Origin of the sequence: Nocardioides alkalitolerans DSM 16699 (assembly GCF_000426525.1) — a bacterium.
Taxonomy (GTDB): domain Bacteria; phylum Actinomycetota; class Actinomycetes; order Propionibacteriales; family Nocardioidaceae; genus Nocardioides; species Nocardioides alkalitolerans.
The window spans coordinates 234,836-259,127 of the sequence record NZ_KE384533.1; the positions used below are offsets into that span (position 1 = coordinate 234,836).

The window sequence follows — 24,292 nt, forward strand, 5'->3', positions numbered from 1 at the left end:
GCTGTCGGGCCCGGCCTCACCGGTGCGAGGCGAAGAACCCCTCGAGCAGGGCGGCCGACGCACCGGCGAGGACGCCGGTGACGACCTCGGGGCGGTGGTTGAGCCGGCGGTCGCGCACGACGTCCCAGAGCGAGCCCACGGCGCCGGCCTTGGCGTCGTACGCAGCGAAGACCACTCGGTCGACCCGCGCCAGGACCGCCGCGCCGGCGCACATCGTGCACGGCTCGAGGGTGACGACGAGGGTGCAGCCGGTGAGGCGCCACTCGCCGCGGGCGCGGGCGGCCTCGCGGAGCGCGACGACCTCGGCGTGACCGGTGGGGTCGGCGTCGGCCTCGCGGACGTTGCGGCCCCGGCCGACGACCTTCCGGTCGGCGTCGACGACCACCGCACCGATGGGTACGTCGTCGGTGGCCAGGGCGGCGCGGGCCTCGGCGAGGGCGGCCTGCATGGGCTGCTCCCAGCGGCGGTCCTGCGGGTGGATCACGCGGAGGTGAGGCCGACCGCGTCGTCGAACAGCGGACCGAACCCCAGCTTGCGGGCGATCTCGGAGACCGTCTCGTCGGGGTAGAGGTCGAAGTCGTCGAGCAGGAGGCCCATGTCCATGGCGTTCATGCCGAGGTCGGCGAGCAGCGACAGGTCGCCCGCGGGCTCCTGGTCGTCGTCCTCCTCGGGCAGCGGCAGGTCGAGCGCCTCGAGCGCCGTGCGGGCCAGCTCCCACTCGTCGGCCGCCGTCACGTCGGAGAGCAGGATGCGCACGCGCGGGCCGGCGACGCGGACGATGAGGAAGAACTCCTCGTCGACGGCGACGAGGCCGAGCGCTCCGCCGTCACCGGGGAAGCGGCGCAGGGCGGCGGCGAGCGTGTCCGTGGACTCGAGCACGTCGTCGACGATCTCGTGGAGCTGCCAGACGCCCTCCTCGCGGTAGGCCACCAGGGCGAAGTCGATGCTGTCGGACTCCTCGGTCACGGCCCCTCCTCGATCGCCTCGCCGGACACTGCGTCCACCAGCGTGACAGACCCGCGGGCGACACGCCACGGCAAAACGACCAGGATCGTTGTCGGGCATGTCTCGTCCGGCTCTCGGCGCCCTCGGTGCGTGCGCGCGGAGCACCACGGCGGCACGCCTTAGGGTGCTGCCCATGGACACTCTCGTCGTCGACCACCCGCTCGTCGCCCACAAGCTGACCGCGCTGCGCGACGAGAGCACCGACTCTCCGACCTTCCGTCGCCTGGCCGACGAGCTCGTCACCCTCCTCGCCTACGAGGCCACCCGCGACGTGCGCGTCGAGCCCTACGGCATCACCACCCCGGTGTCGCCGACGACCGGCGTGCGCCTGGCGTCGCCGAAGCCGCTCGTCGTCCCCATCCTCCGGGCGGGCCTCGGGATGCTCGACGGGATGATGCGCCTGCTGCCGACGGCCGAGGTCGGCTTTCTCGGCATGGTGCGCAACGAGGAGACGCTGCAGGCCTCGACGTACGCCGAGCGCCTCCCCGACGACCTGTCGGGCCGCCAGTGCTACGTGCTCGACCCGATGCTCGCCACCGGTGGCACGCTCGCCGCGGCGATCCGCTTCCTCGTCGACCGGGGCGCCGACCACATCACGGCGATCACGCTGCTCGCGGCGCCCGAGGGCACCGCGCGGCTGGAGTCGGAGCTGGCCGACCTGACGATCCCGGTCCGCGTCGTCACCGCCGCGATGGACGAGCGCCTCAACGAGAAGGGCTACATCGTGCCGGGCCTCGGCGACGCGGGCGACCGCCTGTACGGCGTGGCGCACTGACGCAGACGTGCCGGTTCGGCGCCGTACCGGTGTGCAGACGCGCCGGCTCGGCGCCGTACGACACCGCAGGGCTGCCGGCTCGGCGCCCTAGGTGCGGGGTTCCGAACCCGTCAGCACCGCGAAGGCCACGAGCCGCTCGTCGGTGTGGAACAGCGACGCGCAGGTGGTGAGCGTGAGCAGGCGCTCGCCCTCGCCCTGCGGTGGTTGCACTCCGCCGTCGCGCGGGTTCACCGGTGCGGGGTCGACGACCCAGGTGTCCTCGAAGTCCACCTCGAGCGCGTCACCCGCGGTCACGAGCTCGTAGGTGTAGGTGGTCGACCGGGTCTCGACGACGACCGTGTCGCCCACCTCGAGGTCGGGCATCGCCCGCAGAGGCTCGCCGTGCGTCACCCGGTGGCCGGCGAGCGCGTAGTTGCCGACCTCCCCCGGCGCCGCCGAGGTCGTGAAGTGGCCGAAGCCTGCCTCGAGCGCGTCGTCCTCGACGCCCTCGAGCACGGGGACGGCGTAGTCGTCGCCGAAGCGGGGGATCCGCACCACCGCGTCGGCCTCGCCCTCGTCGCGGACGACGGTCTCGTCACCACCGTCCCAGGCCCGCTCCAGGGCGGCGACGGTGTCGGCGTGCCGCCGCTCCGAGGCGAGGTTGGTGCCCCAGAGCTGCCACGCGACGTACGCGAGGACGCCCAGGCCACCGACCACCAGCACCAGGCCGGCGGCCGTCAGCGGGCGCACCCGTCGGCGGACGGTCGCGGTCGCACCGGAGCCTCGGGTCACGCCCCCGATCATGTCCGACGCACCCCCGGACCGCACCCGATCGCGGCGTAGGGTCGGCCGGCATGAGCACGCCCGCCCCGCTGGCCCGACGGTTCCACGGCATCGAGCCGACGATCTTCTCGGCCATGTCGGCCCTCGCGCTGCGCACCGGATCGGTCAACCTGGGCCAGGGCTTCCCCGACACCGACGGCCCGGCCTCGGTGCTCGAGCGGGCCCGCACGGCGATCGACGAGGGCCGCAACCAGTACGCGCCCGGCATCGGCGTGCCCGAGCTGCGGGAGGCCGTCGCCCGCCACCAGGCCCGCCACCACGGCATCGACCTCGACCCGGCCACCGAGGTCGTCGTCACCACCGGCGCCACCGAGGGCATCGCCTGCGCCCTGCTCGGTCTCGTCGACCCGGGCGACGAGGTGGTGCTGCTCGAGCCCGCCTACGACTCGTACGACGCGATGCTGCAGGCCGTGGGCGCCGTACGACGGCCGGTCACCCTCCGCGCCCCCGACCACCGCCTCGACGTCGAGGCCCTGCGCGCCGCCGTGCACGACGGCACCCGGCTCATCCTGCTGAACACGCCCCACAACCCCACGGGCACCGTGCTGACGCCCGAGGAGCTGGCGGTCGTCGCCGAGCTCGCCATCGCCCACGACGTGCTCGTCGTGACCGACGAGGTCTACGAGCACCTGGTGTACGACGGCCGCCGCCACGTGCCGATCGCCACCCTGCCCGGGATGGCGGAGCGGACGCTCACGCTCTCCAGCCTCGGCAAGTCGTGGTCGCTCACCGGCTGGAAGGTCGGCTGGGCCACGGGACCGGCGGCCCTCGTCGGCGCCGTGCTGGCGGCCAAGCAGTGGACGACGTTCACGTCCGGGTCGCCGCTGCAGCCGGCGGCGGCGCACGCGCTCGACCACGAGAGCGACTTCCCGACCCGGCTGGCGGTGGACCTGCAGCGGCGCCGCGACCTGCTCTGCGCCGGGCTCGCCGACGCGGGACTGACCCCGCACGTGCCCGAGGGCACCTACTTCACGCTCACCGACGTCGCCCACCTCGGCTGGCCGGACGGCGCCGCCTTCTGCGCCGCGCTGCCCGAGCGGGCCGGGGTCGTCGCGGTCCCGATGCAGGGGTTCTACGCCGACCCCGCGACCGGGCGCCACCTCGTGCGCTGGGCGTTCTGCAAGGACGAGCCCGTGGTCGTCGACGGCCTGCGGCGCCTCGCCGCGGCCGAGCTGCGGGCCTAGGGGCGGCACCGCGCCGGCTGCCGACCTCCGGAGACGACAATCGCCGGCCACCCCCGAGGGGTGACCGGCGACCGGGCGGAGCAGGTGGGACGGGGCTCAGCGGCCCTGGAGCTTGGCGATCTTCTTGTTGCGGAACCAGTCGCTCGCGCCACCCGTGTAGAGCAGCACGATCGTCGCGATCGCGGCCAGGGTGAAGATCAGCGGGACGATGGCCGCGAAGAGCAGCAGCGTCAGCAGGATCGTCACGACGCAGGACACGACGAGCGTGACGCGCGCGCCGTTCGAGCCGCGACCGGTGAAGACGGCCAGGGCGAACGCGATGAGGCACCAGACGAGCAGGATGATGCCGACCACGATGACGACGACGAGCACGAAGTCGACGACCGAGTTGATGTCGCCGGAGTCGGCGCCGGCGTCCTCGAGCTGGCGGCGCAGCTCGGAGTCGTTCTCGATCTGGCTGCGCACCTCGTCCTTGAACGCGTCCGCGCCCAGGAGCGAGGCCACGACCAGGAAGAGCGCGGCGAGGCCGGCCAGGATCGACGAGATGTAGGTGATGAAGACGGCCGCGGTGACGGTGCCGGGACGCTTGAGCGAGCCGGTCGGGCCGCCGTAGGCACCGCCGTTGAAGGCCTCGCCCTGGTAGGCGCCGGGGGCGTTGCCGCCGTACGGCGAGCTGTCCTTGCCGGGCTCGCCGTAGCCGGACCCACCCGGGGCGGGCTGACCGTAGGGCGAGCCGCCCTGCTGCGGGGCCGGGGGCTGCGACCCGCCCGGCGGCGGCTGGTACGGCGGCTGCTGCGGGTTGGGCTGGTTCGGCGGCTGGGACGAAGAGTCCGGGTTCCAGTTGCTCACCCGGTCATTGCACCACGTATCCGCGCGATACGTCAGCGCCGAGCCGTCAGCCCCAGGGCTTCTGCGACGGCGGCTGGTCGCCGCCACCCTGCGGCGAGGACCCGTAGCCGGGCTGCTGGCCGTACTGCTGACCCTGCTGGCCGTACTGCTGCCCGCCGTACGGGTCGCCCTGCTGCGGGCCGCCGTAGCCGGGGACGCCGTGGATGGGCCCGCTGCCGCGGAACCACTCCGAGGCGGAGCGCTGCCACATCGTGACGATCGCCGCGATGCACATGCCGGTCCACACGAGGCCGAGCGGCGCGAAGAAGACGGAGACCGGGATGGCGAAACCGGCCAGCACGGTCAGCACGATCCGCGCCCACCGGCGGCGCTTCATCACGAAGAAGGTCACGACGAGGGCGGCCAGCGCGAGAATGGCGCCCGGGCCGCTGACCACGCGGACGATGAACGTGATGTCCTCCCCGTTGACCCCGCCGCCGGCGGCCTGCTGGAAGCCCTCGATGAAGGAGTCCGCGCCCGCCATCGCGAAGAGCAGCAGGCAGCCGAGCAGCGCCAGGCCCGACCCGATGAAGGAGAGGATGACGGTGGCGGTCACCGAGCCGGGGCGCTGGCCCCGGGCCGCGGCCGACGGCGTGTACGGGTTCTGGCCGTAGGGGCTCTGGCCGTACGGGTTCTGGCCGTAGGGGTCGCCCTGGCCGTAGGGGCTCTGGCCCTGCCCGCCGTACGGGCCCTGCTGCTGCCCGCCGTAGGGGCTCTGCCCCGGCTGCTGTCCGTAGGGCTGCTGACCGGGGTCCGGGTTCCAGTTGCTCACGGACTCATTGCATCACGCGACGACGGCGCGTGTGACGGACTGTCCGGACTCAGCGCCAGGAGGCCGGGGGCTGACCGCCGTGCTCGTGGCCGCCGTACCCCGGGGTCATGGCCACCGCGGAGCGGCCGCCCCGGTCGCGGAACCACGGGCCGGCGGGTCCGACGAAGAGCAGCACGACCACGCCCACGCAGACCACGACCCAGGTCAGCAGGACCCCCGCCACGTCGCCGCTCGGCTCGGCGACCACGCCGACCACGCAGAGCGCCGCCGTCAGCACGGCGCTGACGGAGAGCTGGATGCGGGCCGCGGGCGAGCCGCGCAGCACGAACCCCGCCATCACGCAGGCCGCGATCGCCCACACGCCGAGCAGCAGGAAGACCGCCGCCACCGCTCCCAGCGCGAGCCCGAACTGACCCATCCCGGGGGCGCTGGAGTCGGCAGCGCCGAACACGAGGGCCACGAAGGCGCCGATGATCCCGACGACGAGCAGGTACATCGTGGCGATCCCCGCGAAGACGAACGTGAGCACGGCAGCGGCGACCACCGTGCCGGGGCAGGAGCGTCGCGCCGCCATCGGCAGGGGGTAGGCGCCGGGCGGGAGAGCGTCGTACGGGCTGCCGGGCTTGATGCCCGCGTACGGCGAGGCGCCGTGGGGCTGCTGGCCGTAGGGCTGCTGGCCGTACGGCGAGGTGCTCGCCGGCTGCTGGTACGGCGCGTGGCCGCCCGGCTGGCCGTACGGCGACACCTGGGGCGGGCCGTACGGATGCAGGGGCTGGGTGGCGGGACCGGGATCCGTCGACGGGGCGACCCACGTGGCGTCCTCGTCGGGCGGGGGCGGCGGGGCCTGGCCCCAGGTCCAGGCGGGCCCGTCACCGACGTCGGCAGCGGGCCGGTGCGGGTCGCTCTCGTCGGTCACCGGAGCATTCGACCACGGGCGGCGTACCAGCGGGAGGCGTCCGCCCGGGCGAGGGCCACGATCGTGAAGCCCGCGGCGAGGACGACGACCAGGAGCGGCGGGGCGCTCAGCGCCGCCAGCAGCGAGAACCCGGCGGCAGTGCTCGCCGAGACCATGAGGGCGACCCGACCCCACTGCGCCCCGCGGAGGGCGAAGTAGGCGAACAGCGCGGCCGCCGCCGACCACGCGACCAGGATGACCGACATCGTCACCAGGGTCGTGACCAGCAGTCCGGACGTGATCCCTTGGTCGGCCGCGTCGGGCTGCACCTCGACGACGGCGTCCATCAGGGCATCGGGATTGCTCGCGAACGTCACCGTGGCGGCGACGGCGAGCACGCTCATCAGACCGGTGAACACCCACGTGAGCACGCACGCCGCCATGACGAGCGACGGCCGCTCCGGACGGGGCTGGCCCTGCCCGCCGTACTGCTGCGCCGGCCACTGCTGCGCCGGCCACTGCTGACCGGGGTGCTGACCCGGGTGCTGCTGGCCCGACCACGGCGGGGCCTGCTCGGGGCGTCGACCGCCCTGCGCGGAGCCGAAGCCCTGGTACGGCGCGGGCCCGCCCTGCTGGCCCGACTGCCCCCACGACTGCCCGCCGGGCTGCTGGCCGTCACCCTGCTGACCCGGCTGACCCTGCTGGCCCGGCTGCCCCCACGGCTGCTGCACCTGCGGCGGCCGGCCGTCGGGTCGGCCGTCAGGAGGGCGCGGAGCGTCGTACGGGCGCCCGTCGTACCGCGGCCCGTCCTTCTCCGGGGTCTCCTGCCGCGACTGCTGCGTGGCGCGGGCGCCGTCGCGCGGCAGCCGGAAGCGCTCGGGGATGGGGCGTCCGGCGTACCAGCTGCGCGACGGCTCGAGCCACAGCATCACGATCGCCACCGTCACGACGGCGGACGCGAACCCGCCCGCGATGCTGCCGGCGATGAAGATGGGGAACGCGAGGACGCTGAGCCCGATGCGCGCGCCCATGTTGCGCTTGAGCACGTGGATGCCGAGGATCGCCGCCGCCACCGCGGAGGCGGCCGAGACCAGGATCGCGATGCGGCGCAGCTCGCGGGCACCCTCGAAGCCGATGCCCAGCGTGCTGCCGGGCGGCTCGGCGAGGAAGGCCTCGAGACCCTCGCGGGTCTGGAGCGTGCGGAGGGACGACATCGCCTCGAACGCCCCCAGCAGCACGATCACGGAGCCGCCGATGATCATCCAGGCGGCGAACGAGACCTGGGGCGGGCGCTGCTGGGCGGGGGGCGAGCTCACCCCTGTATTCCACCATGCAGCCGAAACCGTCCCAGGCGGTGCGACCAGCGGTGCGACGAACCGTGGGGAGCGGCGCCCACGCCCGACCGGGCACCCGCGGGTCGCGGACCTTGGGCCGCGGGAGAGGGTGTGGAGGTGAACGAGGCCGCCCCGACCGACCAGGCCCCCGCGGCCGAGCCCGACCCGCGACGCTGGCGGATCCTCGGCGTCTCGCTCGTCGTCGGCTTCATGTCGCTGCTCGACGTCACGATCGTCAACGTCGCGATCCCCTCGATCCAGGAGGGCCTCGACACCTCCGCGAGCACCGTGCAGTGGGTGGTCTCCGGCTACGCGCTCGCGTTCGGCCTGGTGCTCGTCACCGGCGGACGGCTCGGTGACGCGTTCGGCCGCCGGCGCCTCATGCTCATCGGCCTGGTGCTCTTCATCGTCACGAGCGCCGCCGTCGGGATCGCCCCCAACGTCGAGCTCGTGATCGTCGCCCGGCTGCTGCAGGGCGCCGCCGCCGGGCTGCTCACCCCGCAGAACTCCGGCCTCATCCAGCAGCTCTTCACCGGCGCCGAGCGCGGCCGGGCGTTCGGGCTCTTCGGCCTCACCGTCTCGGTCTCCTCGGCCCTCGGACCCGTGCTCGGCGGCCTCATCATCGCCGCGTTCGGGGAGGAGGACGGGTGGCGCTGGATCTTCCTCGTCAACGTGCCGATCGGCCTCGTCGCGCTCGTCGCGGTCGCCCGGCTCGTGCCCCGCAAGCCCCGGCAGGCCGGGAGCGCGCGGCCGCAGCTCGACCCGGTCGGCGCGGTCCTGCTGGGGCTCGGCGTCCTCGCCCTGCTCTACCCGCTCGTCAGCATCGAGGGCGGCACCTACGGCTGGCTCGCCCTCCTGCCCGCCGTGCCCGCGCTGTTCTGGGGCTTCGTCCGGTGGGAGGCACGCGTCGTACGACGCGGGGGCTCGCCGCTGCTCGACGTGCAGCTGCTGCGGCGCACCCAGGACTACGCCAGCGGCATCGCCATCGGCTCCCTCTACTTCGTCGGGTTCACCGGGCTCGTGCTCGTGCTCTCGGTGCACCTCCAGGACGCCCTCGGCCTCACCCCGCTCGCGACCGGCGCGCTCATCACCGGGTTCGCGGTCGGCTCGGCGATCTCGGCGCCGCTCGCCGGACGGGCCGTCAGCCGCGTCGGCCGCCCCCTGACCGTGGGCGCGCTCGTGGTCGTGCTGGTGGCGGTGCTGGCGCTGGCGGTCCTGCTGCCGGGCCGGTCCGGCTCGGAGCTGTGGCCCGTCATGGTGCCGCTGCTCGTGCTCGGCGGGCTCGGCGGCGGCGCCGTCATCTCGCCCAACCTCACCCTCAGCCTCGCCGACGTGCCGCCCCGCATGGGCGGGGCGGCCGGCGGCGCCCTGCAGACCGGCCAGCGCATCGGCTCGGCGATCGGCTCCGCGCTCGGGGTGACGGTCTACGGGCTGGTGCTGACGTCGTACGGCGCGGGTGCCGGCCTGCGGGCGGCCCTGCTCACCACGGCGGTGATGGTCACCGCGGCGCTGGTGGTCGCCGTGCTCGCCCTCCGGCACCGCGCGCCGTCGTCGATCACGCAGTAGGCCCGACCGGTTCGGCGGGATCAGGCCACGTCGAGCCGCAACCCCTCGGTGCCCTCGACGTGGTCGACCGTGACCGCGCCACCGTCGTTCACCGCGCCCCCGATGAGCAGCCGGGCGAGCGGGTCGCCGATGGCGCTCTGGATGAGCCGGCGCAGCGGGCGGGCGCCGTACGCCGGGTCGTAGCCCGTGTCGGCCAGCCACTTCTTCGCCACCTCGGTCACGGAGATCGTGATCCGCCGCGCGGCGAGCCGCTGACCGAGCAGGCCGAGCTGGAGGTCGACGATGCTCGTCAGCGCCTCCTTGCTCAGCGCCTCGAAGAGCACGATCTCGTCGAGCCGGTTGAGGAACTCCGGCTTGAACGACGCCCGCACCACGCCCAGCACCTGCTCCCGCTTCTTGTCGGGCGCCAGCGTGGGGTCGACGAGGTACGTCGAGCCGAGGTTGGAGGTGAGGATCAGGAGCGTGTTGCGGAAGTCGACCGTGCGGCCCTGGCCGTCGGTGAGCCGGCCGTCGTCGAGCACCTGGAGCAGGATGTCGAAGACCTCCGGGTGCGCCTTCTCCACCTCGTCGAGCAGCACGACGCTGTACGGGCGCCGCCGCACGGCCTCGGTGAGCTGGCCGCCCTCGTCGTACCCGACGTAGCCGGGAGGAGCACCGACGAGCCGCGAGACGGAGTGCTTCTCGCCGTACTCGCTCATGTCGATGCGCACGATGGCGCGCTCGTCGTCGAAGAGGAAGTCGGCGAGCGACTTCGCCAGCTCGGTCTTGCCCGTGCCCGTCGGACCGAGGAAGAGGAACGAGCCGGTCGGCCGGTTCGGGTCGGCGATGCCGGCCCGCGAGCGGCGCACGGCGTCGCTCACCGCGGTCACCGCGGCGTGCTGGCCGATGAGCCGCGCCCCGATGACGTCCTCCATCTCGAGCAGCTTGGCGCTCTCCCCCTGCAGCAGGCGTCCGGTCGGGATGCCCGTCCAGGCCTCGACGACGTCCGCGATCTGCTCGGCGCCGACCTCGTCGCCGACGAGCGGCTCGACGTCCTTCTCCATCGCGTGCTCGGCCGCCTCCTGGGAGGCGAGCTGCTTCTCCAGCTCGGGGATGCGGCCGTAGAGGAGCTCGCTGGCCGCGGCGAGGTTGCCGTCACGGGTCAGCTTGTCGGCCTCGACGCGCAGGGCGTCGAGCTCGCGCCGTACCTCGCCCTCACCCTCGAGCGAGCGGCGCTCCCGCTCCCAGCGGGCCTCGAGCTGGCGCAGCTCCTCCTCGTGGTCGGCGAGGTCGGCGCGCAGCTTGGCCAGCCGCTCGACGGAGGCGTCGTCGTGCTCCTTCTCGAGCGCGAACTGCTCCATCTTGAGACGGTCGACGAGCCGGCGGAGCTGGTCGATCTCCTCCGGGGAGGACTCGTGCTCCATGCGCAGCCGGCTCGAAGCCTCGTCGATGAGGTCGATGGCCTTGTCGGGCAGCTGGCGGCCGGTGATGTAGCGGTCGCTCAGCGTGGCGGCGGCGACGAGCGCGGCGTCGGTGATGCGCACGCCGTGGTGGGCCTCGTACTTCTCCTGGATGCCGCGGAGGATCTGGATCGTGTCCTCCACGCTGGGCTCGCCGACGAACACCTGCTGGAAGCGGCGCTCCAGCGCGGGGTCCTTCTCGACGTGCTCGCGGAACTCGTCGAGGGTGGTCGCCCCGACCATGTGCAGCTCGCCGCGGGCCAGCATGGGCTTGAGCATGTTGCCCGCGTCCATCGCGCCGTCGCCCCCGGCCCCGGCGCCCACGACGGTGTGCAGCTCGTCGATGAACGTGATGACCTGGCCGCCGGCGTCCTTGATCTCCTCGAGCACGGCCTTCAGCCGCTCCTCGAACTCGCCGCGGTACTTCGCCCCGGCGACCATCGCGGCCAGGTCGAGGCTGAGCAGGCGGCGACCCTTCAGGGAGTCGGGCACGTCGCCCGCGACGATGCGCTGGGCCAGGCCCTCGACGACGGCGGTCTTGCCCACGCCGGGCTCGCCGATGAGCACGGGGTTGTTCTTGGTACGGCGGCTGAGCACCTGGATGACGCGCCGGATCTCGGCGTCCCGGCCGATCACGGGGTCGAGACGACCCTCCTCGGCGGCGGCGGTGAGGTCGACGGAGTACTTCTCGAGCGCCTCGTACGTCGACTCGGCGTCCTGGCTGGTCACGCGGCGCGAGCCCCGGACGGTCACCAGCTGCTCCGAGAGCCCGGACGCCGTCAGACCGGCGTCGGTCAGCACCTTCTGCGCCGACGACTCGACGGAGGCGAGGGCCACGAGCAGGTGCTCCGAGGCGACGTAGTCGTCCTTCATCGCGCTCGCGAGGTCGATGCCCTTCGCCAGCACGCGCGTGAGCGCCGCGGAGGCGCCGGGCTGCTGCACCGTCGAGCCCGTGGCCCGCGGGAGCGCGGCGACCGCCTGCTCGGCGGTGGCGAGCAGCGAGGTGGGGTCGACCCCCGACTTGGTGACGACGCTGCGGGTGACGCCCTCCGGCTCGCGCAGCAGCGCGGCCAGCAGGTGCACAGGCTCGGTCGTGGTGTTGCCCGCCGACGTCGCGGCGATCTGGGCGGACTCGATCGCCTCCCGGGCTCGGGTGGTGAACTTGTCGGCTCCGAACTGGCTCATGAACGGCTCCTCAGACGTCTCTCGCGGGACCGGACGGTCCCCTGCTCCACACGAACGGCCCAGTCTGGCCGTCCATCGATCACAACGCACCAAGACTTGAGTCTGTTCCACTCAAGTCTGTGAACTTCTCACCGTCCGCATCGGCCGAACGGACGGGCCTCCGGGACGTCTGGCCCCACCCCTATCGGCCGCACGGGCGGCCCCGGCGCACCCGACTCAACACCCCCGCAAGATCGGGTAAAACGCCCACCGCGCCGCGACCCGCACGCCCTACCGTGGACGCACCCCCGCGGGGCCCGGCCCGCGCCCGCGCCCCACCGGCGCCACCGCCCGATCGGACGTGCCCCTTGCTCACCACCGCGCCGCCCACGACGAGCGCCGTCGCACCGACCGCCCCCCGGGTCGTCGTCGTCGACGACACCCCCGACCTCCGCAACCTGCTGCGGCTCATGCTGCTGCGCGGCGGTCTCGACGTCGTCGGCGAGGCGGCCGACGGTCGCGCCGGCATCGAGGTCGTCCGGCGCGAGCGGCCCGACATCGTGCTGCTCGACATCGCCATGCCGGTGATGGACGGCCTCGAGGCCCTGCCCACGCTGCGGCGGGTGGTGCCGCAGGCCAAGATCATCGCGATGTCGGCCTTCGGCGCGACCCAGATGGCGGCGCGCGCGGTGGCCGCCGGTGCGGACGGCTACGTGCAGAAGGGCACCTCGCTGCACGCGATCCTGGCGTACGTCGCCGAGCTCAGCGGCGTGGAGCAGCGCCCGGCCCGGCCGGTGGCGGTCACCCGCACCCACGAGGGCGGACGCTCCCGCCCGGTGAACGCGGCCCCGGCCCCGATCGACCGCCGGAGCAGCGGCAGCCGGGACGAGTCGTCGACGCTGGCGGTGGCCCACGCGCCGTACGGCGTGCTCGAGGTCAGCGACGAGCCCTCGCCGCGGGTGCGGTCGACCAACCCCGTGGCCCGTCGCCTGCTCGGCGGCAGCCCCGCGGTCGGCGCGCTGCTCAGCCTCTCGGCCCCCGGACTGGCCCACCACGTGGCGACCCACCGGCACGAGGCCGACGCCGTCTTCGACGCGCTCCTCGACGCGGGCTCGGTGCGGGCGACGCTGCGCCGGGCCGGCGGCAGCCTGTTCGTCTACCTCGACTCCACCACCGAGGACGTCGGGCTGCTGCGCCGCGCGATCGCGACGGCCTCCCACGACCTGCGCGGCCCCATCGCCGTCATCGACGGCGTCGTCGAGGCCCTCGCGTGGGGCGAGACACCCGTGCCCGGCGCGGAGCGCGACCGCCTGCTGCAGGCGGTCGGCCGCCAGGTCGCCGAGCTCGACCGGGTGACGGCCGACCTCTTCACCTCCACGCAGGTGCACCGCGGCACGCTCCACGTCGACCTGCACACGTTCCGCGCCGGCGCGCTCCTCGTCGACCTGCTCGGCGACCACGACGACATCACCGTCGACGTGCGCGAGGACCCGCCGGTCGTCGCCGATCCGCTGCGCCTCGAGCAGATGATCGGCAACCTCCTCAACAACGCCCGCCGGTACGGCGCCGCGCCGTACGCGGTGGTCGTGCGCCCCGGCACGGGCGGGCGCACCGTGCGGATCGAGGTCGCCGACCGCGGGCCCGGGGTGCCCGTCGACTTCGAGCCCCAGCTCTTCCGGGAGTTCACCCGCGCCCAGGGCACGGTGGCGACGGGCACGGGGCTCGGCCTGTACGTCGTGCGCACCCTCGCCGAGGCGCAGGGCGGCACGGCGTCGTACCGCCGCCACCCCGAGGGCGGCGCCGTCTTCACGCTGCAGCTGCCCGCCGCGCCCTGAGCCACGACGTCGCGCGACCGGTCCAGACCAGGTCGTCGATCCGGGCGCCCGCGCCATCCGGCGAGAACGCGGCACCGAACCGCCCTGGTCATTGCACTTTCAACCATCTCCGTGGTCGAGCCTGCGAGGGCGTCGCGGCCCCTAGCCTCGACGCCGCTCCCGCCGCCTCGACCGATCCGCGAAGGAACCGCCCCACCATGCGCACGATCGAGCCGACGGCCCTCGCCGCCGCACCCGACGCCACCGCCCCGCCGACCGCGACCGCCACGGCGCCGGTCGTCCGCGTCGTGGTCGTCGACGACACCCCCGACCTCCGCCACCTGCTACGCCTGATGCTCACGCGTGCGGGCTTCGACGTGGTCGGCGAGGCCGCCGACGGCGCGGCCGCCGTCGAGGTCGTCGGCCGCACCCAGCCCGACGTGGTGCTGCTCGACGTCGCCATGCCGCGCATGGACGGCATCGAGGCACTCCCCCAGCTGCGCCGCACCGCTCCCGGCGCCAAGGTCATCGCCATGTCGGCGTTCGGTGCGGCCCACATGGCGAACCGCGCCGTCGCGGCCGGTGCCGACGGGTACGTCGAGAAGGGCACCTCGCTCCACTCGATCCTCGACCACGTCGCCGCGGTCGGGGCCGCCACCGACCGGCCCGCCCAGCCGCTGACCGTGACGCCCGGCCCGAGCGCCCAGCCCGCCACCACCCCGGTACGACCGGCGCCGGGCGCGCGCACCCCGAGCGGCACCGGCGTCGACCTCGCGACCCTCGCGCTCGAGCACGCGCCGTACGGCGTGCTGGTGGTGAGCGACGAGCCGGCCCCCCGCCTCGTCACGGCCAACCCCGCGGCGCGCCGGCTGCTCGGTGCGGCGGTGCCGGTCGGCGGCCTGCTCGGCCTGGGCGCCCCGGCCCTGGCCGACAAGATCGCCGCCCACCGCCACGAGGACCGCACCGAGGTGCGGGTCGTGCTCGACGGCGGCGAGGTCCTGCACCTGACGCTGCGCCGCACCGAGCAGGGCATCCTCGTCTACCTCGACCACACGGGCGAGGAGCTCGGCATGCTCCGGCGCGCGATCGCGGCGGCCGCCCACGAGCTGCGCGGCCCCATCACGGCCATCGACTCGGCCGTCGACGTGCTGCACTGGAACGACGAGCCCGTCACCGAGCCGGAGCGCGACCGGTTGCTGCGCACCGTCGTGCGCCAGGTGCAGCACCTCGACCGGATCACCTCGGACCTCTACACCGCCACCCAGATCCACCTCGGCACGTTGCACGTCGACCCGCGGCCCGTGGCCGTCGGCGCGCTCGTCGCGGAGGTGCTCGCCGACCTCGACGACGTCGCCGTGGAGGTCTCCACCGACCGGGTCGCGCTCGCCGACCCGCTGCGCGTCGAGCAGATCCTGGGCAACCTGGTGAGCAACGCGTTCAAGTACGGCGCCGCGCCGGTCACCGTCGTGGTGCGCGACGGCGCCCACGGCACCGTGGACGTCGAGGTCGTCGACCGCGGCCCGGGCATCGCGCCCGAGTTCGAGCCCCGCCTCTTCCACGAGTTCACCCGCCAGCGCGGCAGCGTCGCCCGCGGCACCGGTCTCGGGCTCTTCGTCGTGCGCACGCTCGCCGAGGCCCAGGGCGGCACGGCGAGCCACCGCCGCCACCCCGAGGGCGGCGCCGTCTTCACCGTGCAGCTGCCCGCGGCCCGCTGACGGGCCGCCCGCCGGCAGGGCGGGTCAGAGGCCGAGCGCGTCCGCCCGGTCGGCGACGAGCGCCTCGAAGAGGGCGTCGGCCGGCTCGAACCCGCCAACGAAGTGACCGTTCAGCTCGAGCGTGAGCAGTCCCACCACCTGGGCGAACGCCCCGACGAGGAGCAGGGTGCGCCCGGCGTCGACGTCGAGCTCGAGCGCCTCGGCGGTCACCGCCAGCTGCCCCGTGAGCGCACGCGTCAGCGGATCGCCCCGCGTCCCTGGCGCGGCCTCCCCTGCGGCGGCGGCCGGCACGCAGAACGCCCGCACCACCCGGCCGGCGGGCTCGATGGTGGTGGCGGGGGCGGCGTAGCCCGGGATCGCGGAGCCGTAAACGAGGGCGAACCGGTGGGGCTGCGCCAGCGCCCAGGCCCGGAGCGCCCCGCAGACCTCGAGCCACCGCCGGCGGGCACCCCGGCGGTCCGGGCGGCCCGCCCGCTCGAGGTGGTCGGCGAGGTCGTCGTACGCGTCGACGATCAGCGCGGTGAGCAGTTCGTCGCGGGAGGCGAAGTAGCGGTAGACGGCGCTCGAGACGACGCCGATCTCGCGGGCGACGGCGCGCAGCGAGAGCTCGGTGGCGGACGACGACGCGAGCTGCTCGAGCGCCAGCGCCTTGATGCGGGCGGTCGTCTCCTCGCGGGCGAGCTGGCGGGGCGTGGGCGGCGTCACGGAGACAGCCTGCCACAGAAGTGAGCACCGCTCTTGCTTTCCGAAGAGAGAGCAGTGCACACTCTTCTCAGTTCAGAGAGCAGTGCTCACTTCACGAGGAGAACCCGATGACCCCCGCCCGACGCTCCGCCCTCCTGCTCGCCGCCGCCGGGGCCGCCCTCGCGGCCTACCCGGCCCTGCGCGGCTACGGCCCCGAGACCGGACTGGCCGCCGCCGAGCTCTGGGCCCGACCCGCCTGGCTGTGGGCGCACCAGCTCGGCATGGCCGGGTTCGTGCTCGCCGGGCTCGGCATCGTGACGGTCGACCGGTGGGCCGGGCGGGCGCTGCTGGTGGGAGCGGTGCTGGTGCTGCCCTACTACGGCGCGGAGGCCTACGGCCTGCACGCGCTCGGCCGGGGGATGCTCGCCTCGGGCGACGGCTCGGCGGCCGGAGCCGCCGACCTGTTCCGCTACGAGCCCGTGGCGATGACCCTCTTCGCGGCCGGCTGGGCCGCGATGGCGGCCGCCGGCGTGCGGCTGCTGCGACTCGCGGGGTCGGGGATCGACGGCCAGCGCATCGGGCTCGTGCTCGTCGGGCTGGGGCTCGTGACCTACCTGCCGCAGTTCTTCGGCACGCCCGGCCTGCGGGTCGCGCACGGAGCCGTCGTGGGCGTCGGCCTGGCGCTGCTCGCGCTCACCGTGGCCACCCGCGCCCCGCTCGCCCGGCTCCGGGAGCGGCGGGACCAGCGGGCGGGCGTGCCGGTCGCCTGAGGCGGCCGGACGATGCGGCTGGACGATCCGCCCGCGGGGGCGTCAGCCGTGGTCGGCGCCGTCGGGCGTCGGGAGGTCGCGGGCCGCCGCGTGGCGCCCCGGGATCGCGTTCGGACCGGCCTCGCCCTCGTTCGGGCGGGTGCCCTCACCGGCCAGCTGCGTGCGCTCGTCGCCGTCGCCCAGCGGGTAGCCCGCGGTGGCGTCGGACGGGAAGATCGTGGCGTCGCGGCGGTCGGGGAACGCGCTGATCTCGGAGACCTGACCGCCCGACGACGAGTCCGGCGCCGCAGGGCCCCCGGCCCCGCGTCGTACGACGACCGCGGCCACGGCTCCCGCGGCGAGCAGGAGCAGCACGGGGGCCGCCCAGCGGGAACGGCGGGCGGTGACGGCGGAGCGGACGGTACGGCGGGACATGACGCCTCCTCAGGTGTCTGGTGACCGCCCCCCATCCTGCCCGGCGGGGAAAGCGGCGGCCCGTCAGCCCTTCCGCGGCAGCGACGGCTCCGGGGTCGCCGCCTCCGGCGGGGTCTCGTGCGTCGGGAAGACGCCGACCTCGGCCTCCTGCTCCGTGGTGAAGCAGGTGCGGGCGAAGTCGACGCCGAACGGCGTCAGGTGGAGGCTGCGGCGCATGATCCGGGCGAACTTCACCGCGTGGGTGGCCGCCAGCACGTCGGGCTGCGCCTCGAGCACCTGGTAGCGCGTGAGGTCGTCGAGGGACTCCGACGACTGCCACACCAGGCCCAGGCGCGAGAGGTTGTTGAGGTACTGCGGCACGAGGTCGACGTGCCGCAGACCGGCCCGCGCCGCCACCATCGTGAGCCCGCGGGCCACCAGCTGGGAGTTCACCCGGCCCATCGGGCCGCCCGTGCGGACGTCGACCGCGGGCTGCGGGCCGTCCTTGAGCAGCAGCACCAGGATCCGGGCCTCGTCGGGCGCGAGGTCGCCGAGGATGCGCTCGTACGCCGGGTGCCCGGCGTCGGAGTGCCACACGTCGCGCGACTGCTGGAGCAGCTGCGCACCCTTGGTGCGCAGCCGCTGCTCGTCGGAGTCGCGGCGGCTCGCGCCGCCCTCCTCCGGCACCGGCGGGGTGTCGGCGACGAGCCGCAGCTGGGCGACCGCCTCGGGCAGCGGCACTCCCGCCGAGACCGCCCGGGCGAGGTGGCCGACGAGGGCGGCGGCCTCGTTGAGCTCGCGGTTGAGGTCGGCGGCCGCCTCGGGGTCCGACATGGCCCGCAGGATCTTGCGCCCGGTGCGGGCGTACGCCGTGACCCCCCACTCGGCGGTGTGGAGGGCGGTGGCGGCGGTGATGCGCGCCAGGCCGGGCAGCGCCTCGACGGCCGGCCCCAGCCCCGCGGGCACGCGCGAGGTCAGCGCCGCCGGCAGGAACGACGGCACCCGCGCCGGGAGGCGGGGGCGCCGGAGCCGGCCCTCCCGGGAGTCCCGCGACGGCAGCGCCAGCGGCTCCGGCACGAGGACGTCACCGTCGTCGACGCTCGGCACCGACCGCGACGGCCGCGCGGGACGGGCGGGACGGGCGGCAGGGCGGTCACCGGGCCGCGGCGGCCCCCACCCGTTCGACGTACCTCTGCTCACGCGGTCACCGTCCTCCGACGCCGAAGATCCACAGGTGGAGGAACCCACCCGCGGCGCCCATGATCGCGCCGTGGGCGTAGAGCATCCACTCGTCCTCCTTGATGGCGGCCCGCATCATCTCGACGAAGTCGCGGGGCGGCAGCTCCTTCGTGCGGCGTGCGATGAGCGTACGGATCTTGGTCGACTGCTGCGCGCTGAAGGCCGGGTCCTGGAACGGCTTGAGCGTGCGGCCCACGGCCTCCTGGGCGACGGACTCCCGGATCGTGTCGAAGCGGTTCGCGCCGACGGCGACCCGCACGGCGCCCCGGGCGGGCCCGATCGCCATGTCGATCGCCGGCTGGAGCGCCGTCGCGAGCATCTGCCGCGTGCGGTCGCCGCGCGGGCCGTCGAGCAGGAAGTCGCCGATGCGCTCGAGCGTGATGACGTCGTCGGCGATGTGCTGCGCGTAGATCTCGGCGGCCGCGTCCTGCCGCTTCGGGAAGAGGCCCTGGAACGTGAAGGGTCCGACCCTGCGGGGCTCGGCCGGGTCGAAGATCAGCCACATGCCGAGCTTGTTGGTCACCCAGCCGACGAGCACGCCCATCAGCGGCAGGGCCCACCACTGGCCGAACGCGTGGTCGATGACCGCCACGGGGATGCCGAGCAGGAAGCCGAACACGAACCCGAAGAGCACCATGAGCCGCAGCTCGCGGGCGCCGAAGTCGCGGAAGATCTTCACGACCAGCTCGGGGTTCTTCTCGAAGTGGTCGATGACCATGATCTTCGGATCGAGCAGCTGGTCGATGTGGATGCCGATCTCGGTGGTCACGCGCCGCACGACGTGGGGCAGCTGGTGCTGCACGCGCTCCGTGACGGCCGCCCGGACGGGTCGGGGCAGGTCGCGCCACAGCCGCGGGTGCTCGCGCCACATGACCTCGTCGACCAGCTCGGGGATCTCCGGGGAGAAGATCTCGACGATGTGCTCGGCGATCTGGTCGGGCTCGAGCTCCTGGTAGAACTCCGCCGGCGTGCCGAGCTTGGCGATGGCCTTGTCGACGGCGATGCTGCCCATCTTGCCGGCGCGGGCGGGCACGATGCCCTGCCAGCCGAGACCGCCCTGGAGCATGCCGGGGATCTCCTGGAACTTGCGCGGCATCACGACCGCCAGCTCCTTGAGCCCGGGCACCCGCTTGCCGTGGAAGTGCACGGGCGAGAAGAGCATCCAGAGGCCCGACCAGTTGATGAGCCACCCGACGACGGCGGTGAAGACGGGGATGGACCAGAAGTGCACCCAGTTCATGTGGGCCAGGTAGTCGCGCACCCAGTCCAGCACTGCCTCGAGCGTCGCCCTCACCCGCCTCGTCTCGCGGCGACCCTCGTTGGTCGCGCGCCGCACCGGCCCACACACGGGTCGTGCTCCCGAGCAACGACGAGGCGCAGCGTGAGGTTACCGACAAGTTGCCTGCGTGACCATGGCGCGCTCACCCCCCGATCGACCCCGGTCGACCCGGGTCGACCCGGGTGGATCCGGGCCGCCCCCGGTCAGACCCCGCGGTTGCGGCGCCAGACGACGACGGACTGGTCGGGGTCGGGGCGGCGGAGCACCGGGAGGTTGGCGGGCCGCGCCGGCGGGGCCGCGTTCGTCGTACGACGCTGGGCCAGCGCCTGGCGCAGGGCGTCCCGCGTCGCCTCGAGCTCGGCGACGAGCTCCTCGTTGCGGTGCCGCAGGGCGGAGACGTGCGTCTCGAGCTCGAGGATGCGGCGCACGCCCTCGATGCCGGTGCCGGCGGACGTGAGGTCGGCGATGTCGCGGAGCCGGTCGATGTCGCGGGCGGAGTAGCGCCGCCCGCCGCCACCGGTGCGGCCGGGCATGACGAGCCCCATCCGCTCGTAGGCGCGGAGCGTCTGCGGGTGGAGGCCCGTGAGCTCGGCGGCCACCGAGATGACGAAGACGGCGGCGTCGGGGTCGGGCGGACCGGCGGGACGCCGCGGACCGCCCGCCATCACGACTCCTCGAACAGGTTCGCGCGCAGCGGCCGACCGGCGGTGGCCGCGCGGTAGGCCTGGACGGCCTCGCGGGCCGCCTCGTCGAGCGAGACGGGCACCTGGACCTCGACGGTGGCGAGCAGGTCGCCGTACGAGCCGTCGGCCTTGCGCGCACCCTTGCCGCGCACCCGGAAGGTGCGGCCGTTGGGCGTCCCGGCGGGCAGCCGCAGCGTGACGGGCGCGCCACCGAGCGTCGGCACCTTGATCTCGGCGCCGAGCGCGAGCTCGTCGAAGGAGACCGGCACGTCGAGCGTGAGGTTGTCGTCCTTGCGGCCGAAGAGGCGGTGGCCGGAGACCTTCACGGTGACGAACAGGTCGCCCGCGGGGCCGCCGTTCTCGCCGGAGCCGCCCTTGCCGCGCACGCGGATGCGCTGGCCGTCCTTCACGCCCGCGGGGATGCGGGCCTGGATGGTGCGGGCCGAGGTGCCGCGACCGGAGCCGTGGCACGTGGGGCAGGCCTCGTCGTACACGAGCTGGCGGCCGTGGCAGACGGGACAGGTCTCGTTCATCGAGAACGCGCCGCCGACCGAGCCGGTGACGTAGCCCGCACCCTCGCACTCGGTGCAGATGCGGGGCTTGGTGCCGGGCTTGCCGCCCGTTCCGGAGCACGTCGCGCAGGCCGCGTCGCTGCTGAGGCGCAGCGAGATCGTGACGCCGTCGATGGCGTCGGTGAAGCTGATGGTGGCGGTGCTCTCCACGTCCTGGCCCTTGGCCGGGCGCGGTCGGGACTGACGGCGTCCGCCGCCGCCCCCGAAGATGTCGCCGAACATGTCGCCGAAGCCGCCGCCCCCGCCCGCGCGGTCGCGCAGCAGGTCGGAGATGTCGAAGCCGCCGCCGGCGCCGCCGCCCCCGCCGAAACCGCCGCCGAAGCCCGTCGGCGCCGCGCGCACGTCGTCGTACTGCTTGCGCTTCGCGGGGTCGCCGACGACGTCGTAGGCCTCCGCGACCTTCTTGAAGACCTCGTGCTTGGCGGTGTCGTCGGGGTTCGAGTCGGGGTGGTTCGCGCGCGCCAGCTTGCGGTAGGCCTTCTTGATCTCCTCCGTGGTCGCGTCCTTCGACACGCCCAGCACCTTGTAGAAGTCCTTCGTCGCCCAGTCCGCGTTGCTCATCCGCGCACCTCCCTCCTCGTCGTCCTCGTGGGTCTCGTCGTGCGTACGTCGTGCCGGGGGCCGCACCGTCGCGGCGCCGCCCCCGGCACGGGTGGCGCTACTCCGCCGCCGGCGGGGCCGTGGCCGGGTCGACCACGAGCACCTGCGCCGCGCGGACGACGCGGTCGCCGATGCGGTAGCCCGCCTTGGCGACGATCTTCACCGTCTGCACCGTGACGTCGGGGTCCTCGCCCAGGTGGGAGAGGGCCTCGTGCACGTTCGGGTCGAACGCGTCGCCCGGCGTGCCGAACCGCGTCAGGCCCTGCGCCCCGACCACTCGTTCGAGCTGGTCGGCGACGGCCTTGAAGCCACCGTCGAGCGGCCCGTGCTCCTTGGCGCGGTCGATGTTGTCGAGCACCTCCACGACGGGGGCGAGCACCTTGTACGACGCGTTCTGCGCCAGCAGGTCGCGGTCGCGCTCGACCCGTCGCTTGTAGTTGAGGAACTCGGCCTGCAGGCGCTGCAGATCGGCCGTGCGCTCGGCCAGCTCCATCTTCGTGACGACGAGCTCGTCCTGGGCCGGGTCGGGCTCGGCGCCGGCCTCGGGGTCGCCCCCGGTGACCACGTCGTCGCCCGCCAGGGCGTCCGCGACGACGTCCGGGTCGGGCCCGGTGTCGCCGGGGCCGCCCTCGGCCGAGGACTCCGGCTGGTCCGGCGCGTCGCCCTGCTCGCCCGGGTCGTCGCCCGGGTGGGGGTGGGCGTCGGTCACTTGGACTCACCCTCCGCGGGGCCGTCCGTGCCGTCGGTGGCCTCGGGCTCGTCGACGATCTCGGCGTCGACGACGTCGTCGTCGGCCTCGCCGGTCGAGCCGGTCGTGCCGCCGGCGGCGGACTGGTCGGCCTCGGCCGCGGCGTAGAGCGCCGCACCCATCTTCTGGCTCGACGTGTTGAGCTTGTCGACGCCCGAGGAGATGTCCTCCGCGCTCGCGTCGTCCTTGGCCAGCGTGGCCTTCAGCTCGTCGACGTCGGCCTGGACCTCGGTCTTGACGTCCTCCGGCAGCTTCTCGGCGTTCTCGCCGAGGAACTTCTCGGTCGTGTAGACGAGCTGGTCGGCGGTGTTACGAGCCTCGACGGCGGAGCGACGGTTGGCGTCCTCCTCCGCGTACTGCTCGGCCTCCTTGACCATGCGGTCGATCTCGTCCTTGCCGAGGGCGGAGCCGCCGGAGATCGTCATCGACTGCTCGCGGCCCGAGGCCTGGTCCTTCGCCGACACGTGCACGATGCCGTTGGCGTCGATGTCGAACGTGACCTCGATCTTCGGCACGCCGCGCGGGGCCGGCGGGAGACCGGTGAGCTCGAAGTTGCCGAGGGGCTGGTTCTGGCCCCACATCTGGCGCTCGCCCTGCGCGACCTTGATCTCGACCGACGGCTGGTTGTCGTCGGCCGTCGTAAAGATCTCGCTGCGCTTGGTCGGGATCGTGGTGTTGCGCTCGATCAGGGTGGTCATGACGCCGCCCTTGGTCTCGATGCCGAGGCTCAGCGGCGTGACGTCGAGGAGCAGCACGTCCTTGACCTCGCCCTTGAGCACGCCGGCCTGGAGGGCCGCACCGAGCGCGACGACCTCGTCGGGGTTGACGCCCTTGTTGGGCTCCTTGCCGCCGAGCAGCTCCTTGACCGCCTCGGCCACGGCCGGCATGCGGGTGGACCCACCCACGAGCACGACGTGGTCGATCGCGGCGACGGCGACGCCGCCGTCCTTCAGCACCTGCTGGAAGGGCTTCTTGGTGCGCTCGAGCAGGTCGGCCGTGAGGCGCTGGAACTCGCCGCGCGTCAGCTTCTCCTCGAAGTGCAGCGGGCCCGACTCGCCGTGCGTGATGTAGGGCAGGTGGATCGTGGTCTCGCTCGAGCTCGAGAGCTCGATCTTGGCCTTCTCCGCGGCCTCCTGGAGGCGCTGCGCGGCGATCTTGTCGGCGGCGAGGTCGACGCCGTTGCTGTTCTTGAACTTGGTGACCATCCACTCGACGACGCGGTGGTCCCAGTCGTCACCACCGAGCTCGTTGTCGCCGCTGGTGGCCTTGACCTCGACGACGCCCTCGCCGATCTCGAGCAGGGACACGTCGAACGTGCCGCCACCGAGGTCGAAGACGAGGATCGTCTGGTCGTCGCCCTTGTCGAGGCCGTAGGCGAGGGCGGCCGCGGTCGGCTCGTTGACGATGCGCGAGACGTTGAGGCCCGCGATCTCGCCGGCCTCCTTGGTGGCCTGGCGCTGCGAGTCGGAGAAGTACGCCGGCACGGTGATGACCGCGTCGGTGACGGGCTCACCGAGGTAGGCCTCGGCGTCGCGCTTCAGCTTCTGCAGCACGAAGGCGCTGATCTGCTGCGGGGTGAACGACTTGTCGTCGACCTTGGTCGTCCAGTCCGTGCCCATGTGGCGCTTCACGGAGCGGATGGTGCGGTCGACGTTGGTGACGGCCTGACGCTTGGCCACCTCGCCGACGAGGACCTCGCCGGACTTGGCGAACGCGACGACGGACGGCGTCGTGCGCGCGCCCTCGGCGTTGGCGATGACGGTGGGCTCTCCACCCTCCAGGACGGCGACGACGGAGTTCGTCGTGCCGAGGTCGATACCGACTGCGCGAGCCATGTGTGCCTCCTGATGAACGGGACTGCTGGGAATGCTGCGGGTGCTGCTGGTCTGTGGTGCTGCTGGTGGGGCGGGGGTCGGGCGCCAGGTCTTCTCGGCCGGCGCCGGCCTCGTTC

Annotated in this window: 22 protein-coding genes; 6 read left to right on the forward strand and 16 right to left on the reverse strand. The window is 73.9% G+C overall.

Features of this window, described 5'->3' with window-relative positions:
• Positions 1 to 16: 16 nt before the first annotated feature.
• The gene (locus tag K329_RS0118010) at positions 17 to 448 is read right to left on the reverse strand and encodes a nucleoside deaminase (protein ID WP_043644652.1); all 432 of its coding nucleotides are present in this window, start codon (positions 446 to 448) and stop codon (positions 17 to 19) included.
• Between the two features lie 32 nt (positions 449 to 480).
• Positions 481 to 966: a tRNA adenosine deaminase-associated protein gene (locus tag K329_RS0118015; RefSeq protein WP_028474139.1), complete on the reverse strand. Its 486-nt coding sequence runs from the start codon at positions 964 to 966 to the stop codon at positions 481 to 483.
• Positions 967 to 1,138: 172 nt separating this feature from the next.
• On the opposite strand from K329_RS0118015, the gene upp reads away from it, so the two are divergent.
• Positions 1,139 to 1,780, forward strand: a complete 642-nt coding sequence (upp, locus tag K329_RS0118020) for a uracil phosphoribosyltransferase (protein WP_028474140.1) — start codon at positions 1,139 to 1,141, stop codon at positions 1,778 to 1,780.
• An 87-nt stretch (positions 1,781 to 1,867) separates the two neighbouring features.
• Here upp and K329_RS27770 read toward each other — a convergent pair whose 3' ends face one another.
• Positions 1,868 to 2,551, reverse strand: a complete 684-nt coding sequence (locus tag K329_RS27770) for a class E sortase (protein ID WP_169721615.1) — start codon at positions 2,549 to 2,551, stop codon at positions 1,868 to 1,870.
• Between the two features lie 62 nt (positions 2,552 to 2,613).
• Between K329_RS27770 and K329_RS0118030 the strand changes: the two genes are divergently transcribed.
• Positions 2,614 to 3,786: an aminotransferase class I/II-fold pyridoxal phosphate-dependent enzyme gene (locus tag K329_RS0118030; protein ID WP_052337081.1), complete on the forward strand. Its 1,173-nt coding sequence runs from the start codon at positions 2,614 to 2,616 to the stop codon at positions 3,784 to 3,786.
• Between the two features lie 96 nt (positions 3,787 to 3,882).
• On the opposite strand, the gene K329_RS0118035 is transcribed toward K329_RS0118030, so the two are convergent.
• The 4 genes from K329_RS0118035 to K329_RS29825 are packed head-to-tail and all read right to left on the reverse strand — an operon-like array spanning position 3,883 to position 7,657.
• Positions 3,883 to 4,635 carry a hypothetical protein gene (locus K329_RS0118035; protein ID WP_028474142.1) on the reverse strand — a complete coding sequence of 251 codons (753 nt, stop codon included), beginning with the start codon at positions 4,633 to 4,635 and terminating at the stop codon, positions 3,883 to 3,885.
• 46 nt (positions 4,636 to 4,681) lie between these two features.
• Complete coding sequence (locus K329_RS0118040; RefSeq protein WP_028474143.1) at positions 4,682 to 5,446, reverse strand: hypothetical protein; 765 nt, start codon at positions 5,444 to 5,446, stop codon at positions 4,682 to 4,684.
• A gap of 49 nt (positions 5,447 to 5,495) precedes the next feature.
• Entirely contained in the window at positions 5,496 to 6,362 is an 867-nt protein-coding gene (locus K329_RS29820) for a hypothetical protein (RefSeq protein ID WP_028474144.1), read from the reverse strand.
• A complete protein-coding gene (locus tag K329_RS29825; RefSeq protein WP_028474145.1) occupies positions 6,359 to 7,657 on the reverse strand; it encodes a YML083C domain-containing protein in 1,299 nt (432 codons plus the stop codon). The genes K329_RS29820 and K329_RS29825 overlap by 4 nt, the downstream gene beginning before the upstream one ends.
• A 135-nt stretch (positions 7,658 to 7,792) precedes the next feature.
• Here K329_RS29825 and K329_RS0118055 point away from each other — a divergent pair, with 135 nt between their 5' ends.
• The gene (locus tag K329_RS0118055; RefSeq protein ID WP_028474146.1) at positions 7,793 to 9,241 is read left to right on the forward strand and encodes an MFS transporter; all 1,449 of its coding nucleotides are present in this window, start codon (positions 7,793 to 7,795) and stop codon (positions 9,239 to 9,241) included.
• A gap of 20 nt (positions 9,242 to 9,261) precedes the next feature.
• On the opposite strand, the gene clpB is transcribed toward K329_RS0118055, so the two are convergent.
• A complete protein-coding gene (clpB, locus tag K329_RS0118060) occupies positions 9,262 to 11,865 on the reverse strand; it encodes an ATP-dependent chaperone ClpB (RefSeq protein WP_028474147.1) in 2,604 nt (867 codons plus the stop codon).
• Positions 11,866 to 12,212: 347 nt separating this feature from the next.
• Here clpB and K329_RS0118065 point away from each other — a divergent pair, with 347 nt between their 5' ends.
• Both K329_RS0118065 and K329_RS0118070 read left to right on the forward strand, forming a co-directional pair.
• Complete coding sequence (locus K329_RS0118065) at positions 12,213 to 13,679, forward strand: sensor histidine kinase (protein ID WP_028474148.1); 1,467 nt, start codon at positions 12,213 to 12,215, stop codon at positions 13,677 to 13,679.
• Positions 13,680 to 13,876: 197 nt separating this feature from the next.
• Complete coding sequence (locus K329_RS0118070; protein WP_028474149.1) at positions 13,877 to 15,373, forward strand: hybrid sensor histidine kinase/response regulator; 1,497 nt, start codon at positions 13,877 to 13,879, stop codon at positions 15,371 to 15,373.
• A gap of 24 nt (positions 15,374 to 15,397) precedes the next feature.
• On the opposite strand, the gene K329_RS0118075 is transcribed toward K329_RS0118070, so the two are convergent.
• Positions 15,398 to 16,078, reverse strand: a complete 681-nt coding sequence (locus K329_RS0118075) for a TetR/AcrR family transcriptional regulator (protein WP_043644152.1) — start codon at positions 16,076 to 16,078, stop codon at positions 15,398 to 15,400.
• 107 nt (positions 16,079 to 16,185) lie between these two features.
• Here K329_RS0118075 and K329_RS27785 point away from each other — a divergent pair, with 107 nt between their 5' ends.
• On the forward strand, positions 16,186 to 16,827 hold the full coding sequence (locus tag K329_RS27785; RefSeq protein ID WP_052337082.1) for a hypothetical protein: 642 nt from the start codon (positions 16,186 to 16,188) through the stop codon (positions 16,825 to 16,827).
• A gap of 42 nt (positions 16,828 to 16,869) precedes the next feature.
• On the opposite strand, the gene K329_RS0118085 is transcribed toward K329_RS27785, so the two are convergent.
• From K329_RS0118085 to dnaK, 7 genes are all read right to left on the reverse strand, one after another.
• Positions 16,870 to 17,241, reverse strand: coding sequence for a hypothetical protein (locus K329_RS0118085; RefSeq protein WP_028474151.1), 372 nt, complete (start codon positions 17,239 to 17,241; stop codon positions 16,870 to 16,872).
• 63 nt (positions 17,242 to 17,304) lie between these two features.
• Entirely contained in the window at positions 17,305 to 18,420 is a 1,116-nt protein-coding gene (locus K329_RS29830; RefSeq protein WP_245596595.1) for an Abi-alpha family protein, read from the reverse strand.
• Between the two features lie 4 nt (positions 18,421 to 18,424).
• A complete protein-coding gene (locus K329_RS27795) occupies positions 18,425 to 19,753 on the reverse strand; it encodes a DUF445 domain-containing protein (RefSeq protein WP_245596596.1) in 1,329 nt (442 codons plus the stop codon).
• A gap of 188 nt (positions 19,754 to 19,941) precedes the next feature.
• Positions 19,942 to 20,403, reverse strand: a complete 462-nt coding sequence (locus K329_RS0118100) for a heat shock protein transcriptional repressor HspR (protein ID WP_028474152.1) — start codon at positions 20,401 to 20,403, stop codon at positions 19,942 to 19,944.
• Positions 20,403 to 21,554 (reverse strand): molecular chaperone DnaJ, encoded by a 1,152-nt coding sequence (dnaJ, locus tag K329_RS0118105; RefSeq protein WP_028474153.1) that lies wholly within the window; start codon positions 21,552 to 21,554, stop codon positions 20,403 to 20,405. The genes K329_RS0118100 and dnaJ overlap by 1 nt, the downstream gene beginning before the upstream one ends.
• 97 nt (positions 21,555 to 21,651) lie before the next feature.
• Complete coding sequence (gene grpE / locus K329_RS27800; RefSeq protein WP_245596597.1) at positions 21,652 to 22,302, reverse strand: nucleotide exchange factor GrpE; 651 nt, start codon at positions 22,300 to 22,302, stop codon at positions 21,652 to 21,654.
• A complete protein-coding gene (gene dnaK / locus K329_RS0118115; RefSeq protein WP_028474154.1) occupies positions 22,299 to 24,176 on the reverse strand; it encodes a molecular chaperone DnaK in 1,878 nt (625 codons plus the stop codon). The genes grpE and dnaK overlap by 4 nt, the downstream gene beginning before the upstream one ends.
• Positions 24,177 to 24,292 lie beyond the last annotated feature (116 nt).

Bases quoted from the DNA above. Each gene is read 5' to 3' on its own strand.
- K329_RS0118010 (WP_043644652.1), bottom strand. From the start codon at position 448: ATGCAGGCCGCCCTCGCCGAGGCCCGCGCCGCCCTGGCCACCGACGAC.
- upp (WP_028474140.1), top strand. From the start codon at position 1,139: ATGGACACTCTCGTCGTCGACCACCCGCTCGTCGCCCACAAGCTGACC.
- K329_RS0118030 (WP_052337081.1), top strand. From the start codon at position 2,614: ATGAGCACGCCCGCCCCGCTGGCCCGACGGTTCCACGGCATCGAGCCG.
- clpB (WP_028474147.1), bottom strand. From the start codon at position 11,865: ATGAGCCAGTTCGGAGCCGACAAGTTCACCACCCGAGCCCGGGAGGCG.
- K329_RS0118070 (WP_028474149.1), top strand. From the start codon at position 13,877: ATGCGCACGATCGAGCCGACGGCCCTCGCCGCCGCACCCGACGCCACC.
- K329_RS27785 (WP_052337082.1), top strand. From the start codon at position 16,186: ATGACCCCCGCCCGACGCTCCGCCCTCCTGCTCGCCGCCGCCGGGGCC.
- K329_RS0118085 (WP_028474151.1), bottom strand. From the start codon at position 17,241: ATGTCCCGCCGTACCGTCCGCTCCGCCGTCACCGCCCGCCGTTCCCGC.
- K329_RS0118100 (WP_028474152.1), bottom strand. From the start codon at position 20,403: ATGGCGGGCGGTCCGCGGCGTCCCGCCGGTCCGCCCGACCCCGACGCC.
- dnaJ (WP_028474153.1), bottom strand. From the start codon at position 21,554: ATGAGCAACGCGGACTGGGCGACGAAGGACTTCTACAAGGTGCTGGGC.
- dnaK (WP_028474154.1), bottom strand. From the start codon at position 24,176: ATGGCTCGCGCAGTCGGTATCGACCTCGGCACGACGAACTCCGTCGTC.